Origin of the sequence: Deinococcus misasensis DSM 22328 (assembly GCF_000745915.1) — a bacterium.
In the GTDB taxonomy this organism is placed as follows: Bacteria; Deinococcota; Deinococci; order Deinococcales; family Deinococcaceae; genus Deinococcus_C; species Deinococcus_C misasensis.
Map to the genome: position 1 here is coordinate 14,365 of NZ_JQKG01000001.1, position 16,878 is coordinate 31,242.

16 protein-coding genes are annotated in these 16,878 nt (G+C 54.1%); 10 read left to right on the forward strand and 6 right to left on the reverse strand.

What is annotated here, in order from left to right; genetic code table 11:
• Positions 1-115: 115 nt before the first annotated feature.
• The 3 genes from Q371_RS00065 to Q371_RS00075 form a co-directional block, all read right to left on the reverse strand.
• Complete coding sequence (locus Q371_RS00065) at positions 116-2,053, reverse strand: hypothetical protein (RefSeq protein WP_051963010.1); 1,938 nt, start codon at positions 2,051-2,053, stop codon at positions 116-118.
• A gap of 326 nt (positions 2,054-2,379) precedes the next feature.
• On the reverse strand, positions 2,380-3,273 hold the full coding sequence (locus Q371_RS00070; protein WP_034334591.1) for an MDR/zinc-dependent alcohol dehydrogenase-like family protein: 894 nt from the start codon (positions 3,271-3,273) through the stop codon (positions 2,380-2,382).
• 6 nt (positions 3,274-3,279) lie between these two features.
• Positions 3,280-3,744 carry a hypothetical protein gene (locus tag Q371_RS00075; RefSeq protein WP_034334592.1) on the reverse strand — a complete coding sequence of 155 codons (465 nt, stop codon included), beginning with the start codon at positions 3,742-3,744 and terminating at the stop codon, positions 3,280-3,282.
• Positions 3,745-4,021: 277 nt separating this feature from the next.
• Between Q371_RS00075 and gap the strand changes: the two genes are divergently transcribed.
• The 4 genes from gap to Q371_RS00095 all read left to right on the forward strand — a co-directional run bounded on the left by gap (position 4,022) and on the right by Q371_RS00095 (position 8,405).
• Positions 4,022-5,014, forward strand: coding sequence for a type I glyceraldehyde-3-phosphate dehydrogenase (gap, locus tag Q371_RS00080; RefSeq protein ID WP_034335203.1), 993 nt, complete (start codon positions 4,022-4,024; stop codon positions 5,012-5,014).
• Between the two features lie 106 nt (positions 5,015-5,120).
• The gene (locus Q371_RS00085; protein WP_034334594.1) at positions 5,121-6,284 is read left to right on the forward strand and encodes a phosphoglycerate kinase; all 1,164 of its coding nucleotides are present in this window, start codon (positions 5,121-5,123) and stop codon (positions 6,282-6,284) included.
• Positions 6,285-6,392: 108 nt separating this feature from the next.
• Positions 6,393-7,148: a triose-phosphate isomerase gene (tpiA, locus tag Q371_RS00090; RefSeq protein ID WP_034334596.1), complete on the forward strand. Its 756-nt coding sequence runs from the start codon at positions 6,393-6,395 to the stop codon at positions 7,146-7,148.
• Between the two features lie 537 nt (positions 7,149-7,685).
• Positions 7,686-8,405 carry a GGDEF domain-containing protein gene (locus Q371_RS00095; RefSeq protein WP_034334598.1) on the forward strand — a complete coding sequence of 240 codons (720 nt, stop codon included), beginning with the start codon at positions 7,686-7,688 and terminating at the stop codon, positions 8,403-8,405.
• A 77-nt stretch (positions 8,406-8,482) separates the two neighbouring features.
• Here Q371_RS00095 and Q371_RS00100 read toward each other — a convergent pair whose 3' ends face one another.
• Positions 8,483-9,535 (reverse strand): aminotransferase class V-fold PLP-dependent enzyme, encoded by a 1,053-nt coding sequence (locus Q371_RS00100; RefSeq protein ID WP_342668483.1) that lies wholly within the window; start codon positions 9,533-9,535, stop codon positions 8,483-8,485.
• Between the two features lie 133 nt (positions 9,536-9,668).
• On the opposite strand from Q371_RS00100, the gene Q371_RS25005 reads away from it, so the two are divergent.
• The 4 genes from Q371_RS25005 (at position 9,669) to Q371_RS00120 (ending at position 12,665) form a co-directional block, all read left to right on the forward strand.
• Complete coding sequence (locus Q371_RS25005; RefSeq protein WP_084571131.1) at positions 9,669-10,658, forward strand: S41 family peptidase; 990 nt, start codon at positions 9,669-9,671, stop codon at positions 10,656-10,658.
• A gap of 45 nt (positions 10,659-10,703) precedes the next feature.
• Positions 10,704-11,762: a M24 family metallopeptidase gene (locus Q371_RS00110; RefSeq protein WP_034334601.1), complete on the forward strand. Its 1,059-nt coding sequence runs from the start codon at positions 10,704-10,706 to the stop codon at positions 11,760-11,762.
• On the forward strand, positions 11,763-12,095 hold the full coding sequence (locus Q371_RS00115) for a septal ring lytic transglycosylase RlpA family protein (protein WP_034334603.1): 333 nt from the start codon (positions 11,763-11,765) through the stop codon (positions 12,093-12,095).
• Positions 12,096-12,221: 126 nt separating this feature from the next.
• Positions 12,222-12,665: a type III secretion system chaperone family protein gene (locus tag Q371_RS00120; protein ID WP_034334605.1), complete on the forward strand. Its 444-nt coding sequence runs from the start codon at positions 12,222-12,224 to the stop codon at positions 12,663-12,665.
• Between the two features lie 52 nt (positions 12,666-12,717).
• Here the strand turns inward: Q371_RS00120 and Q371_RS00125 are convergent, their stop codons facing one another.
• Positions 12,718-13,299, reverse strand: a complete 582-nt coding sequence (locus tag Q371_RS00125) for an AAA family ATPase (RefSeq protein ID WP_034334607.1) — start codon at positions 13,297-13,299, stop codon at positions 12,718-12,720.
• Between the two features lie 82 nt (positions 13,300-13,381).
• On the opposite strand from Q371_RS00125, the gene Q371_RS00130 reads away from it, so the two are divergent.
• Positions 13,382-14,176 carry a Cof-type HAD-IIB family hydrolase gene (locus Q371_RS00130; RefSeq protein WP_034334610.1) on the forward strand — a complete coding sequence of 265 codons (795 nt, stop codon included), beginning with the start codon at positions 13,382-13,384 and terminating at the stop codon, positions 14,174-14,176.
• On the opposite strand, the gene lnt is transcribed toward Q371_RS00130, so the two are convergent.
• Positions 14,142-15,563, reverse strand: coding sequence for an apolipoprotein N-acyltransferase (gene lnt, locus Q371_RS00135; protein WP_051963012.1), 1,422 nt, complete (start codon positions 15,561-15,563; stop codon positions 14,142-14,144). The genes Q371_RS00130 and lnt overlap by 35 nt on opposite strands.
• Positions 15,564-16,143: 580 nt before the next feature.
• On the opposite strand from lnt, the gene Q371_RS00140 reads away from it, so the two are divergent.
• Positions 16,144-16,854: a metallophosphoesterase family protein gene (locus tag Q371_RS00140; protein ID WP_034334612.1), complete on the forward strand. Its 711-nt coding sequence runs from the start codon at positions 16,144-16,146 to the stop codon at positions 16,852-16,854.
• Positions 16,855-16,878: the final 24 nt, after the last annotated feature.

A 16,878-nucleotide genomic window follows, 5' to 3' on the forward strand; every position in this document is an offset into this window, starting at 1 on the left:
GAAATCACCCATCCACAAACACGGCTTGATGTCCTTGCCTTTGAACAGACGACGCCCAGAGGCTGCACATGCAGCCCCTCTGGCTTTTTGAATTTTGAAAAAGCTCAACCGCTTACTAGACCAGAGCAGCTTGCACGTCAAAGGGCGGATCAGAGAGCAGCGTTTCCAAATCGCGCAAGGCAGGGTGGATGGGATTGAGGGGAGGCAATGCCGCAGAAACCACCCGACCATTTCGCAGGAAAAGCCTTCTCCAATCGGAGGGGTCCAGAGGCAACAGGGAATGCCGCTGCCTGCGACCTGCATCAATGCTGTGTGCATGCTTGGTGGGATCAATGCCGCTGGCAGCAGCAATCTGGGCTCCACGCTCTGCACCAAAATTGATGGGAATGGCTTCACTGAACTCTTTGGCACTCACTGACAGCCAGGCTTCTGTGTCCTGTTTGATGCGGTCTGCCAGCAAACGGATGCTGGATTCGGTGCACAGGCCTGCTTCACGCCGTTGCCAGTATTCCAGAAAGCGGTAGGCATGCCCGATCATTCCAGCCATTGCGCCAGCACTGGTCAGGAAATGACCATTTCCAAAAGAATCTCCGGCAATCACCCCATTGACAGCCACCCTCGCATCGTCACCCATGCGTTCAATCAAACTGAACAACCTCGGGCCGTACACCATCTGGACTTTGCGAAGGTCATCCGGTTCCACTTCAAGGATCAAAGCAGATTGCTCAATGTAAAAGTCATACAGCAAAATCTGGTAAGCCGAGAAATACTCTGGAGCATTCTTGCAGGTCCCTGCGGGCACCAATCCTGCTTCGATGGGACAGAAGCTCATGTGGTCTGGAACCTGCACCAAGACCCAACCCACCTCCGGATCGTTCTCGTGGCCCACTGCAATCTGGCGCACCCAGTACTCGTTGCCCTGTGCATCAAATTCAGAAGCGATGCGCCGCCTCAAACGACCATCCACCAGAATTTCCACCAGACCCGCAATGAAATCGGCCTGTGCCACCACTGGACCACGACCGTCCCCATGGTCCACTTTCACATCTTGCTGCTGGAATCCCAGTCGGGCGGCGTCGCTGCTGTGAAAACCCTGAGCAATGGACAACAACTCTGGCACACCCAGATCCATGGTCTCTGAGCCCGGCGTGCGCATGCGCATCAACTTGCCTTTGAAATCCATTTCGGTCACTTCTTCAATGCAAACCCTCATTTTTCCATCGGGTTGACGGATGAAGCCCTCACCTTCTGTTGCAATCACGCGGTGACGGTTGAAAATGCGCACCCGAGGCACACACCCCTTTTTGAGGTCCATCTCTTCGATCTTTTCCAGATAGCGGCGCAACAGAAGTTGAATGGAAACCGCAGAAGCCTGAAAGGTGGAGGGGCCATCCAACACAGCCTGCATGTCACTGCGGATTTTGGTGGGATCGGGTTGCCGGGGTGGCACAGGAGGCACCAGTTCGGTGATCACCCGGTTGGGCATTCCATCCTTCCAACGGTCATCGATGTATTCCACATGGTGGATGGTGCCCACAATGTGCTGGTCTTTGTCGTAGCCGTCAATCACTTCATCGGCAACAATGTCACCAGCACGGGTGCTCGGGTGGTAGAAACAATCGGCCAGACGAATCAAAGATCCATCATCTTTGGTGGGGATGCCTGCCTCACCATACCTTTCCAGCATCATCTGGTCGATCAGACCCAGTTGGTGGTACAGGTCTTCCCGGATGTTCCAGTGCACACCCAGGAAAGGATCTCCACGCATTTCCACACCCACAGAACGGCGCCCCATCGCCACCGCCCAGAGCATGGCGAGCATGTTGGTGCCACCCAAGCCAAGGGCCAAAAAGTCAGGATTGACTGCACCTGCCCTGGAGGTTTTGGGGCAGGTACGCCCCACATGTTTCTGTCTCGCCCGTTTGCTGGCAAGGTATTTGAGGGTCCCTTCGGAAGGCAGGGTTCGAGGGTGGGTTGAGGTTGAATCTGCAAGGTTTGCACTTTGCATGTCAGGTTGGTGTAAAGCATCAAAAGAGGCAGCATCAGGTTTCATCTTGAGATTCAGTATGCTCGGGTGATGTTTGACCGGTTGTGAGCACCGTCATGTCCAAAATGCTTTTTCAACCTGCGGAATTCGTGTAAGTTCATTCTGTGTAATTGCTGAATCCGAGCTGAAATTCCTGTTTGTTCTGGCTTTTGTCCCATCCCACACACCACATGACAACGACATTGGATGACATGCTTTGCTGTTTTGCTTGATGGATGGATTCACAAACAGGCTTTTTTTAGCAAAAGACGCTTATTTTGCATAAGGGACTTCCCTTACTCTGGATTAAGATCCAGGTTAAACTGAAAAATCTTCAGTCCTGAATGGCATTTTCAGGTCCAATCCACCATCACCTTCAAAGGCCGGGGGCCTTCAGCCATGCTTTCGAAGAGTGCAATCAAACCCGCTGCCTTGATGTGACAATCAAAAATCTTCACCAGAGGCATTTGCTGCTCCAGAGGCATCCTGAAAAAAATCCGGGCGTGGTCTTGATAACGCACCCCATCGCTGGAACCCACCACCGTCAATTCTCTGGAGTGAAATTCAGGTGCAAGCTGCAAACGGCCCCAATTGCCATCTGACAGAACCCCAATTTTGCCTCCCTGCACCATGGCCCTTTGCATGGAGAAAAACGCATCTGGATGCCCACTGCATTCCAGAGCAAACCGGTGGGTTTCATATGGGACTCTGTGCAAACTGCGGGCTCCAAGTTGTTCAGCAAGGTTTAACCGCTCTGAGATGGGATCAAAAACATCCACTTCATGGCCCAGTTGGATCAGGTTCCAGATGGACAGCAAGCCCATCACTCCGGCACCCACCACCAACACTCTGCTGTTTTTGAGGGGACGCAAGCGGTAAACCCCTTTGAAAGCGTCACAGGCCAGAATGGACAGCAAGGCCACCTCATCTGGAATGTGCTCGGGAACCGGGATCAGACGGCTGAATGGCCTGATCGCCTGATCTGAGTGACCATAAACATCCACAACACGCAACCCCACTGGAAAATGCTCAGGGTCGGTCGTCTCCTCTATTCGGGCAAGGCTTTCGTATCCCGAAGCTCTGGGAAAATCCACATCCACATTCCCGAGGTATTCCGACAAGGTGGATGAGACACTGACCGCCGTTTTCAAAGTGCGGAGTCTGGCATAACCTTGCAAAAGAGCTGGAGCAGGTGCCTCCACCCACTCCAGCCGTTGCTTTCCCGTCAAAAGCAATGTTTTGAACATCAAGAATCAGAAGGTGAAACGGACTCCGGCTTTCACACCAATGTTGTCAGGGGTGGCAAAATCTGTGAAAAGGACTTTGCTGTAAGCCACCTCCGCAAAAGCAGAAAGGCCAAGGGCCAGCTCAAACTCTGGGCTGACAAACACGTACCCACTGACCACCCAACCGTTGTTTTTGGTGTCGCGGAGCAACTCTGGACCTGCACCCACTTTGAGCTTAAAGCCCAGGGTGGCAGGCACATCTGCCGTCACTGCGGCTTTCACATTGAAGCCGGGATTGTTGCCTTGCTGTAAACCTGCTTCAATGCGGCTGCCCACCAGAAACCCACCCTGATCCAGATGAACGGAAAAGGATTGGTTGCTGAGGTTGCCACCACCGGTCAGGAAGTTGTATGAGGCACCAATGCCAAGGCTGGTCTGGGCCAGCGCAGAACTTGCACCAGCGAAAATCAACAGGGTGATCCATCTTTTCATAGCATGCAGTGTACTGTGTGGGAGCCAAAATGTCATGGAAGTGTTGCTAAAATTTTGTTTTTTCTTGTTCGTGAAATATATATCATTTACTTGGACTTGGTATAAATACATCTGCTTTCTCAGAAAAATCACATGGGGGAGTTTAATCTGATGAAGGGGCTGATACACCAACTGCACAGCCCAAAATGATTTAGCGTCACATCGACACCAAAATCCAAACAAGTCGGGTATTTGTCCTGATGGAATGGTGTTAAACTACTCAGCGGAGGAAATGACCATGAAAGTAGGCATTAACGGTTTCGGACGCATCGGACGCTTGGTCTTCCGTATTCTCGTCGAACGCGGCATTGAAGTTGTTGCCATCAACGACCTCACCGACAACAAAACCCTCGCAACCCTTCTCAAATACGACTCCACCGCTGGCCGTTTCAATGGCACCGTGGAATATGATGAAGAGTCCCTGACCGTCAACGGCAACAAAATTGCTGCTCTGGCCGTCAGAAACCCCGCTGAACTCCCCTGGAAAGACCTCGGCGTGGACCTGGTCATCGAGTCCACCGGCATCTTCACCAGCCGTGAAAAAGCTGGCCTGCACATCGAAGCCGGCGCCAAGAAAGTCCTGATCACCGCTCCTGCCAAAGGCGAAGACATCTCCATCGTCATGGGCGTGAACGAGCAGGACTACGATGGAGAGAAGCACAACATCATCTCCAACGCTTCTTGCACCACCAACTCCCTGGGCGCCCCCATGAAGCTGATCGACGAAGCCTTCGGCATCGAGAAAGCCATCATGACCACCGTGCACAGCTACACCAACGACCAGCGCGTGCTCGACCTGCCCCACTCCGACCTGCGCCGTGCCCGTGCTGCCGGAGTGAACATCATCCCCACCAGCACCGGTGCAGCCAAAGCCGTTTCTCAGGTTTACCCCAACCTGAAAGGCAAATTCGACGGCACCAGCCTTCGCGTTCCCACCCCCACTGGCTCGATCAGTGACGTTGTGGTGATCCTGAAGAAAGAAGTGACCGTTGCCGAAGTGAACGCTGTGTTCAAGGCTGCCGCTGAAGGTTCCCACAAAGGCATCATCAGCTACACCGAAGATCCCATCGTGCTGACCGACATCCAGGGTGACCCACACAGCGCCATCATCGACGGTGGCCTGACCATGACCATGGGCAACCTGGTCAAGTTCTTCAGCTGGTACGACAACGAGTGGGGCTACAGCAACCGCATTGCCGACCTCGTTCAACTGATTCAAAACAAAGCCTGATTTTCTGACCCCCCTGTCCGATGGACATCCCTTCACCTGTGTGAGGGGATAGGCGCAGCCTAGGGGGGTTTTTCTTCACAAAGACAAGAAAGACAAAGGAGTCATCATGAAACTTGAAGACCTCAATGTACAGGGCAAACGCGTGCTGGTCCGCGTCGATTACAACATCCCCATCAAAGATGGCGTGGCCCAAGACGAAACCCGAGTGGCCGCCTCCATTCCCACCCTGCAATACCTGCTGGATCAAGGGGCAAGCCTCGTGCTGTGCAGCCACCTCGGACGCCCCAAAAACGGACCCGAGCCCAAGTACAGCCTTGCACCTGTGGCCCCTCTGGTGGAAAAACACCTTGGTCGCCCCGTGAAATTCGTGGCAGGCAGCCCCGAGACCGAGGAAACCCTTGCTGCTGTGCAAGCCCTGCAACCCGGCGAAGTGGCCCTGATTGAAAACGTGCGCTTTGCTCCCGGCGAAGAGAAAAACAATCCTGAGTTGAGCGCCAAATTTGCCAAACTGGCAGATGCTTTCGTGCTGGATGCCTTCGGAAGCGCACACCGTGCACACAGCAGCGTCTCTGGCGTCGCCGAGATCCTCCCGTCTGCCGCTGGCTTCCTGCTGCAGAAAGAAGTGGACGCTCTGGGCAACCTGCTGGGCGAACCCGAGCGCCCCTACGTGGTGATCATCGGTGGAGCCAAAGTCTCTGACAAACTGCTGGTGATTGAAAACCTGCTGCCCAAAGTGGACCGCATCCTGATCGGTGGGGGCATGGCTTACACCTTCGTGAAAGCCCAGGGCGGCAAAATCGGCAAGTCCATCCACGAAGATGACTTCCTGGACAAAGCCAATGAACTGTTGAAAACCTACGGGGACAAAATCGTGCTGCCCACCGACACCCTTGCCGGTGACGCATTCAGCAACGACGCCAACACCGAAGTGTTTGATGTGTTCAACATCCCTGACGAGTGGGAAGGCATGGACATCGGTCCAGCCAGCGTGGAAGCCTTCACCACTGCCCTGCAAGGTGCCAAAACCGTGTTCTGGAACGGCCCCATGGGTGTGTTCGAATTCAGCAAGTTTGCCAATGGAACCAACTCCATTGCTGCTGCTGTGGCCGGCCTTGAGGGTGCTTACACCCTCGTGGGTGGTGGCGACTCCGTGAGTGCCATCAACAAGAGCGGTCAGGCCGACAGAATCAGCCACATCTCCACCGGTGGCGGAGCCAGCCTTGAGTTGCTGGAAGGCAAAAAGCTGCCCGGCGTTGAAGCTGTGAAGTAAGAACCATACCCCCTGTTCCTCGCTGTGCTCAGAACTGTCCCCCTTGAGTTAAAGGGGGACAGCCTTGAACGAAGTGAAAGGCAGGGGGATCTTTGAAAGGAACACACCATGACCAAACCCCAAACCTTCCTTGCCCTCAACTGGAAAATGAACAAAACCCCCTCCGAGTCTGTGCAGTGGGCCGAAGACCTGCTCGGCCAACTGGGAGACCTCAACATCAAACTGGCCATCATGGCCCCGAGCGTCAGTCTGGCTGGCCTGAGTGGCGTGCTGGGTGATTCTCAGGTCGGACTGGGTGCACAGGACATCTCCCAGCATGACTCTGGCGCTTACACCGGAGAAGTCAGCGCTGCGATGCTGAAAGACCTCGGGGTGAAATACGCTGTGATCGGGCACTCCGAGCGCCGCGAATACCACTTCGAGTCTGATGCTGTGGTGGCTGCCAAAGCTGCACAGGCCATCAAAAATGGCATTGTGCCCATTGTGTGCGTCGGTGAAAAACTCTCCGAGCGTGAAGCGGGTGAGCAGGTGAGCTACACCCTCAACCAACTGCGTGGCAGCCTTGCAGGGGTTTCCATCCAGTCTGCCGATGATCTGGTCATCGCCTATGAACCCGTGTGGGCCATTGGAACCGGCAAAACCGCCACCGCTCAGGATGCCGAAGACATGTGCGCCGAAATCCGTGGCGTGCTGAAAGAACTGTATCCTGCTTTTGCTAAGCAAATCGTGGTGCAGTACGGCGGAAGCGTAAAACCAGACAACATTCAAGAAATCTGTGGCAAGCCGAACGTCAACGGTGCTCTGGTTGGTGGCGCAAGCTTGCAGGTGGCTGGAGTGACCGGCATGGTGGACGCCCTCAAATAAAACTTAAAAAATGCAGTCCTGCTGCATTTATCAGTGAAATAGGAAGATTCAAACGAATTCTCCTATTTCACAAAAACATTTCCAGAAAGATGACCTCTTGATCTTCTGTCAAATGCTTTAAAATTCCCTTGTGAAAGATGGCAGTTTGATCTGCCATCTTTGTTTTTGATTTTTTGTTTTTCCCAAAGGGACCAGAGCCTCTCAAAACTTACAAAATCCGATCAGGGAGGCTCAAAGGGCTTTATGGTTCGTGGTTCTTTGCTGACCTTAAAGCCTTACCAGAGCCATTTTGAAGATCCAAAGGTGTCTCCGAAAGCGCTTTCGGATTTTTGACCAAGAGCCGTTTTCAGTTCAGCACCTTTCCTGATGGGGGGAAAATCTTCCAAAGATCAGGCTTTTGCAGGCTGTTTTTAACAAATCGGACAACATAAAAGTGTCAGAGTTCGTCTGTCATACTGTGAGACATCCACAGGTGGACTGCTTGCATCCGTCCACCTGACCGCCGACCAGGACCACACACCACCATGGAGTCCACACATGCAGAATGCCTCTGAAATCGCCCTCAAATACGCTCAAGCGTGCAAATCCTTGCAGCACTTTTCCACTGCAGAAGTGCTGGCTCAATTTCCTGTTGTGCTCTCAACCCTCTTGCCTGACAGTCAATTCCACCTTGAAGAGCACGCTCCCATCGCCACAGGATGGCAAGATGACAAGACATATCGGGGTTACCTGAGTGCACCCCCTAAACCCCTGTGTTACCAGATCGGGCTGGCCCAGCCTCTGAGAGAAGAAGAAAAAAACTGGTTCGAAGGCCTGCTCAGACACTTTGAATTGTGCGTGCAAGTGGCGGCTTTTCAAGAAGAACTGGACCGTCAGGCAAGACGGGACTGGTTGACCGGCCTGCCCCACCGTTTCCAGTTGTACCGTCAACTGGATGCCTATGGACGGTTGCTTTCGTCTTACCACGTGGGTTTGCTGGAGGTGGCAGACCTGTCCGAAGGCCTGCAACAACCTCAGGCTTTCTACGATCACTTGCTCTTGCAGGTCTCTGGGGTTCTCAGGAACTGCACCCTGCATGCATACCGGTTCGACAATGGCAGGTTCATTTTCATTCTGGATCAGGAGCAAAAAGAAACCCTGCCTGCCCAACTGGCAGAATTTCCCGAGCTCAAAGCCAGACTGTCGTGGGCCGACACCCGAGAAGGCACCCCCGAGAGCATTGTGAATGCCCTGATTTCCCGGTTGCAACTGGCCTGATCGCAATCCAAACAAAATCCAAACAGCAAAAACCCCTCCAGCCTGCAGCCGGAGGGGTTGAATTTTTATGTTGGAACTCAGGCGTGAACAGCCGACAGGTTTTCCTGCAAGGTGTTTTCGAGGTGCTTGTGACCCAGAATTTCATTGAGGGTTCGCATGAACCGCAGGTAGTGTTCCACGCGGGCAGCTTCACCCATCAAACCGAGGCGCCAGATCATGCCACGGGTGGCATCCAGACCGCCGGTGATGGAGATGCCTTTTTCACGCAGGGCACCGCGCACCTGTGCGTCGTTCAGGCCCTCGGGGAGGCGCAAGGACAGCACACTGGGGAGGCGTTCTCTGGGGTTTTTCACGAAGTGGGAGAACCCGATGGTTTCGAGGGTACGGGCCACTGCCACGCTGAGTTCAGAAGCGTGTTGCGCGCGCACTTCCAGACCTTCTTTGAGGGCAGCAGCAAGGGCAGCGTCCAGAGCGTAGTGCAGTTGCACAGGAACGGTGTGGTGGTAATCTTTGTGGTCCCAGTAGGCTTGCAAACCCAGAAAATCCGAGTACCAGAGGGTGACGGGGGTCTTGCGGTTTTTGACCACTTCCATGGCGCGTGCGCTGACGGCCACTGGAGCCACGCCGGGAGGGGCAGAAAGGCATTTTTGAGAGCCGGTGTAGGCGTAGTCGATGCCCCATTTTTCCATCTCGTAGGGCATCATGCCTGCAGTGGTGACGGCATCCACGGTCACCAGAATGCCCATGTCCTGGGCCATGCGGGCAATCTCGGGGGCGGGGTTGAGCACACCGGTGCTGGTTTCCCCGTGGACCACACTGACCATTTTGGGGTTGTGTTCCCGAAGGGCTTTTTCGACTTCTTCGAGGCGCACAGCTTCGCCGATGGGGGCGCGCACGGTGATGACCTGAGCGCCGTAACGCTCACACATTTCCACCATGCGGTCTCCGAAAGATCCGTTGGTGGCAACCACCACGGTGTCTCCGGGTTCGATGAGGTTGGCGAATCCAGTCTCCATCCCCAGACTGCCTGTGCCCGCCACCAGTGCCGTGAACGCATCCGCCGCTGCTCCATAGAGGACTTTGAGGTTCGCCTGAATGCGCGCGTTCAGCGCAAACACCGCAGGATCCATGTGTCCAACCATGGGGATCAGGAGGGCTTGGAGCGCATCGGGCTGGATGGGGGTCGGGCCCGGAGTTAAAAGAAGGAGATCTGTACTCTGACTCATATATGTTCCTTATGCTTTCTGCTGCTATCTTGAAAGCATGTTCTCCAGTTTAGCGCTTTCTGCCGTGATCGCGAGTGGTGTAGGGACGCCAGAATTAGACAAATTCCAGAAGATCACCGACATGATCACAGAAAAATACATTTACACGTCCCGATTTACCCCTCCTGCCACCTTGAAACTGCCCATGGTTTTGCCGTCCGGTACGGCCTCAACGATCACCAGAGAGCTGATTCCAAAATCCAACAACTGGGAAGAGGTCAAAACCTTTTACCGCAATCAGGTGCTTGTGAACCCCACAAACATTGACGATGCATTAAGGGGAGTGGTGGACTGGCTGGATGACAACCACTCGGTTTATCTGGGAAAACAGCAGGCCCTGAACATCAAAGAAGTGTATGGAGACCTGCCGTGTCTGAAATACACCCTTGCCGTGACCTCCACCAGAGCATCCAGAGAAGTAACCTATGAACTTGCTGCAGAAGATGCCCGGGTTGGGGTGATCAAAATTGCAGATTTTGCAGGCTTTGACCGCACTTCTGGAGTGCAAGAAGCGCTGGACACCTTGACGCAGCAAGGAGCAAAGGCTTTTGTGATGGATTTGAGGGGCAATCCGGGTGGCTTGGCCGTGGAAATGATGCGCACCGCTGGCCTGTTCCAGAGTGGTTTTTTGTGGCGAATGCGCCTGAAAGGCTCTTTTCCCTTACCCCTTCCCGCTCTGGGAAACCGTCCTTATGGTCAGGTCCCTCTGGCTCTGGTGATTGACCGGAATGTGAACAGTGCAGCAGAAGGCTTCAGTGGAGGGTTGCAGCGTGTGGGCAGGGCTCGGGTTTTCGGACAAACCAGTGCAGGAAACGTTGAAGCGGTTTATCCCTACTGCTTTCAAGATGGGAGCATGCTTTTTCTGGCTTCAGGACAGCTTGCACCGTTTTCTGGCAAAACCTGGGAGGGGGTGGGCGTGGTTCCTGACGAACCCAACACCACCCTGAACGATGCCGTAAAATGGGCTGCTGGACAGTTAAAACCCTGAAAGGGGCTAGACGGATGCATGGGGGCTCGGGTTATACTCTAGCCTATGCAACAACTTGTTGATTTGCTGACTGCTCACGGATTGGACGCCCTGTGGGTGACTTCTCCTGAAAACGTCAGGTATCTGAGTGGGTTTTCTTCCCCCAAAGATGGCACGGTGCTCCTGCACCGGGACGGACTTTTGCTTTACACCGATTCCCGTTACATCGATCAGGCGAAAGAAGAATGCAGCATTCCCCAACACATTGCCCGTGATGCCGACGTGCTGGCCCATGCCCGTCCTTTGCTGGAAGGCAAAGTGGTGGGTTTTGAAGCCGATGCCCTCACCGTCAAGAAACTGCAGGCCCTGGATGCCTTGCAGGCCACCCAATTGGTGCCCACTGTTGGTCTTCTGGAAGGCACACGGGCCATCAAAACCCCAGAGGAAGTGGAAAAAATCCGCAAAGCCCAGCACATCGCAGATGAAGGCTTGAAGCATGTTCTGCCCATGCTGAAACCTGGCGTTCGTGAAATCGATGTGGCTCTGGAACTCGAATTGTTCATGCGCAAAAACGGCGCAGAAGACCGTTCTTTTGACATCATTGTGGCTGGAGGGCACCGCAGCGCCATGCCCCACGGCACTGCATCTGAGCGTCCACTGGAAGATGGAGATCTGGTGACCATCGACTGGGGTGCAACCTTTCAGGGGTATCACAGCGATTGCACCCGGGCTTTCCCAGTTGGTGAAATCAGCACCCAGCTGAAAGAGCTGTACCGCCACACCCGTACCGCCCTGAATCTGGCTCTGGAAGCCGTGCGTCCGGGCATGATGACCTGTGACCTCGACCACATCGCCAGAGGGTATCTGGACAGCGTGGGGCTCGGGCAGTACTTTTTGCACTCTCTCGGACACGGGGTGGGTCTGGCAGTGCACGAACTGCCCAGAATGTTCAAATTCCGTCCCGAGATGTCCCAATACAATGTGCCTTTGCAAGCAGGCATGATCATCACCATCGAGCCCGGCCTCTACATCTCTGGTGTGGGGGGCGTGCGGTTGGAAGAACTGGTCCTGGTGACCGAATCCGGGGCCGAGGTGTTGAGCCACGCCCCATTCGCGGAGGTGTAAATGCGTTATCTGCTGGCTTTTTTGCTGCTGGTGCTCCCCATTTCGGGCATGACCCAGAGCAGCGCAGTGCAGACCGGTTATGCCGTTTATTACAATGGCCTCAAAGACAGTGAAACCAACATGACCGCTGCCCATCCCACGCTGCCCAAAGGCACCTGGGTGGAGGTCAAGCACCAGAAAACGGGCAAAACCGTGCTGGTGAAAATCAATGATCGGGGACCTTTTGGCAACAAAAACCGCATCATTGACCTGTCCATCGCTGCTGCCCGGGCCCTCGGGATCATCTCTGAGGGGGTGGCTCCTGTCGAGCTGAGGGTGGTCTCCAAGCAATAAGCATCCCAGAGGAAGAAAAACCATTGCGCTTGACCCTTGTTTTCTCGGGGCAAAATGCATGGGTTTCCTTCGCAAAATCAGGTAGGATGTGCTAGGCTTTGTCCAACCATTCCAGGAGGAAAAATCATGTCTGATGTCGCTCTGCTGACACTCGATACCATCGCGAAGTACCTGAAAGAGAAAGAAGTGCACCTCGACCTGCAAGAGAACAACGGTCAGCGCTTCATCCGCATGGGCTGGAAGTTTGAAATGGGTGATGCTGCCGTACTGGTCAGCGTTTCTGACGGCCCCAACGACACCAGCCGTCTGGAAATCACCTGCGTCACCCAGAAAACCTACACTGACCGACGCGATGAAGTGGTCACCATGCTGAACGGCCGCAACCGTGAACGTGCCTTCTCCCGCAGCATCGACGACGATGGCAACGTGTGGCTGGAATACGTGGGCTTCTACCCCACCCTGTGCGAATTCCCCCAGAGCACCTTTGACACGCTGTTCAGCGGTGTCCTGATGCACTTCCAGGACGACTACGCCAGCCTCGAAGGCTACGTCCCTGCTGCTCAAGCTTGAGTTTTTTGTTCATTGTGAACCCAGAGGAAACTCTGGGTTTTTTGATGGCTTTTCATCGGATGTGCCCCAACGTGACTTTCCATCTGTAGAGGGTGGCTGCCATTCCAGAGAGGCGAGGCTGCAAATCAAGGCCGCAGCATCCCGCAATGTGCTCTGCCAGCTCTGGAATGGACTTTTGTTCGGTGTTCAGGTGATCTGCAAACAGGGGATCCTGTAAAGCCTGCAAACATCTCTCCATCTGCTGTGCAGGCCACGAAGATGCCAGATCTCCCCTTTTTCTCAGCCTTCTGAGCAAGGTTTCTCTGGAGGCCAGCAGGGCAAAATGCCGGACATCATGGTTTTCTTGCCTCAGTCTGCCAACAATTTCCTCGAAATACGCTGGCTGCACCAGAGCCATCGGAACAATCACAGGTCCTGCATGGTGTTCTGAAAGGTATTTGAGGGTTTCAAAGGTGGTTTTTCTCCAGATGGGCAAATCCTGAAAATCCCCTCTGAGTGAAGGAGGAATGGTTTTGAACAGGGCAAAACCGTGATGCTCGGGATCGCTGACACAACTTCCCGGCAACCTGCGATACAGTTCAAATGCAGTGTGGGTCTTGCCCACCCCAAAAGGTCCATTGATCCATATGAGCATGTTACACATCATACTCTTGATGCTCATGATTCAGACCAAACAACACCACCGTTTCCTCACCGGAATGGATTAAACTGTTGCGGTGTTGAAACTGGTATGCATTGATGTGGATGGAACACTGGTGGGCTCAAGCGGAACCGTCACCGAGACGGTCTGGAAAGCCACCGAACAGGCCCGCAGCAAAGGGCAACATCTGGTGTTGTGCACCGGAAGACCCGCTTTTGGCAAGGCTCTGGGCTACGCCAAACAACTGGATCCCGATGGATGGCACATCTTCCAGAATGGGGCCAGCATCTTTCATGTGGGCACCGGAGAAACCCTGTCTTCCCCTTTTCCCATGGAACTTTTGCCTGAGCTGGAAAGACTGGCTGCAGAAAAAAACTGGGTGCTGGAACTGTACTCCGACACCGATTATGCAGTAGAAGACACCCACCGGTTTGCAAAAGAGCATGCAGACCTGCTCGGGTTGCCTTTTGATCCCAAGCCGTTCAGTGCTCTGAAGGGTACACCTGTTCGGGCACAGTGGGTGGTTCCCATCGAACAGACCCGCGAATGCATGGACCTGATGCCCGAGGCAGTGACCCTCTCCCCTGCTGGAAGCCCCATCATGGCCGATGCCATGTTCATTTCCATGACCCGCAGAGGGGTCTCCAAAGCCTCTGGCATTGAAAAAATTGCCAACAGGCTTGGACTCACCGTGGACCGGGTGATGATGGTTGGCGATGGTCACAATGATGCCGAAGCCATGCGCTTTGTGGGCTTCGGTGTGGCCATGGCCAATGCAGACGAAGAGGCCAGAGCCGCCGCAGACCTGCATGTGGGCCACGTGGACGATGACGGGCTTAAAGAAGCCCTCGAGCTCTCCTGGACCCTGTAAAAATCACCCACACACTGCCAAACAGGCAGATGCCCAGCACCAACCAGTCTCCAAGGAGCATGTACAGCGTGGTCCCATTCAGGGACTGGTAGGTGACTTTCAAAGCCCCTTCTTGCTGGATGGGCAAGCGATCCAAAGTGCGTCCAAGCGGATCAATCACAGAGGTGATGCCCGTGTTGCCGGCACGCAAGATGTATCTGTGGGTCTCGATGGCACGGATACGCCCCATGGCATAGTGTTGCTTGAGGCCGGCCCCATCTCCAAACCATGCGTCGTTGGAGACATTGACCAGCACGTTGGCCCCATCCAGAGCCATCTGGCGGGCCATCCAGCCATACACACTCTCATAGCAGATGTACGTCCCGAACTTCTGCCCGTTGATTTCCAGAGGTTTGGCGGTGGTGCCCTGCTGGGTGCTGATCAGGTAGATGCCCAGTTGGCGTTCCACCAGATCATACAGGCCGTCCAATTCCTGTCGCCATGGGATCCACTCGCCGAATGGCACCAACCTGAGTTTGTTGTGGAAGGTGAAATGGAATTCGTTTTTCTGTGGATCCATTTCTCTGGACAGCACTTGATTGTGACCTCCACTGAGGTCTGCAACGCCTGTGATCAGTTGTGAGGGTTGCGCCAGAGGCAAATCCATGTCTTTGATGGCGGTCTCGGGCCAGATGAAAAGCCCTTCTCCCTGACTCAGGCGGTTGTAGATGTCCACTGTTCCCAGTGTGTTGTTCACATCAGCAGCTTTTTTGAGGGGATCAATGTTGCCCTGCACCAGTGTGGCTTGATGCTCTGGGCCTGTGGGAAGGGTGCGGGTCAGACCATACACCCATCCGCCTGCCCAGAGGGAAAGCGAAACCAGCAGGGGAGCAAATTTGGAAGAAACAGCTTCCACAATGGCCGCTGCAGTCACAGTGACCAGCAAACTGAGCAGGAGAATCCCTCCAAGGTCAGCGGTCTGGATGATGGGCAGGGTGTCGAGGGTGTAACCCAGCGTTCCCCACGGAAACGCGAACATCCCGAGGTGCCTGAGCCATTCCAGAACCACCCAACCAAAGGCCAGCAGCCACAAACGGGCACTGCGGTCTTTGCTGAGGTTGAAGACCACTGCAACCATGAGGGCCCAGAAAGCCCCCTCAATGAAAAACAGAGGGGTGAACATTGCAGCACCAAAAGGACCATACAGTTTGGAAAAGCTGATGGGTAACCAGTAAAGGAAAATGCCAAAAAACACCGTCATGCCCCAGAAACCACGCCTCACTGCTGCGCGACGGCTGCGTGCATCAATCAAAACCTGAAATGTCCATGCCAGAAAAATCGGGGTGAGGAAGCCCCACACCACCTGTAAACTGCTCAGGGCCAGCAGAATGAAAGGGAGAAGAAACACCCTCAAATTTTAACGCAGTTTTCTGAGAAGCAAAGGTTCTGTCCCATCAACACTCAGGGTAAATGCAAAGTCGCTGTTCGGGCGATGCAAACAGAAAGAGCCGTCAGCCCTCAGCGTTCAGCCGTCAGCCAGAAGGAAAGTCTTCTTCCAGTCGGTTGAGCTTGCCAAACCTGATGGAGCTTTGCCTTTGGGTCTTGCTGTTTTCTAGAGAAAAGGCCTCTGGATCCGCTTTTCACTGAGCACTGATGGCTGACTGCTGACCGCTTTCTCAGTCGGCCTGCCAAACTTCAGACTTTGCGTTTACCCTGCAACAACCTGACAAGCATCCTTGAGACTGCTGGACCTTCATCTTCCACAAAAGGCTGATAAATCTATACTCGGTACAATTTTCCAGTTTCCGGTTGGCAGATGGTGCATTCATCAAGATTTTATTGGCTTCGAGACGCATTCCACAACAAAGAAGATTTGAAAAAATCCGCTCTGGTATTGTAATTTTGCTGTAACACCCATCAGGTGAAGATGATTTTCACACACCACCATGCAATTTCGAATATTGTAAAATCATGCAAGGAATGGAAACATGAAACTGGCCTTCATCAGCGATATCCACGCCAACATCCACGCCTTGCAAGCCGCCTGGAGGGTGATCCAGGATTCCAGAGTCGATCAGGTCATCGCACTGGGTGATCTGGTGGGTTACGGAGCCAGTCCAGCAGAGTGCATTGAGTTTGTGCGCAACCACAACGTCACCTGCGGTCTGGGAAGCAGCGACCTGCGGGTCAGCTTTGAAGGCGTCGCCAAAGCCGAGCGACGCAAAGGCATCTCCGAAGAGGTTCTGGAATGGACCCGGGGTGTGCTCTCCAAAGACGACAAGCTGTACCTGCAATCCTTCAGCCCCACTGGAAGACTGATGACCCCATACGGACGCTTGCGTTATTGTCATGGCAGCCCCTTGAGTCCAGAAGGACGCCTTGACCTCTCACAGGGCACCAAAACCCTAGAAGACATGCTCACCTCGCTGAATTGCAAGATTCTGGTCTGCGGCGGAAGCCACATCCCCATGGTGCGTGAACTGCGCAACGGTGGATACGTGGTGGATCCTGGATCGGTGGGCCTCACCCTCAACCGTGAGCCCGGAGCAGACGTGTGCATCATGGACATCGGTGAACAGGAAGTCAAAATCAAAATGCACAAAGTGGTGTATGACTTCCATGCTGCAGCTTTCGACATCCTTGCCTGGAACCTGCCACCGGTGCTGGTTCAAGTGATTCAGACCGGAAAATTTTCTTAAGTACCCTGCAATACACATGCATGA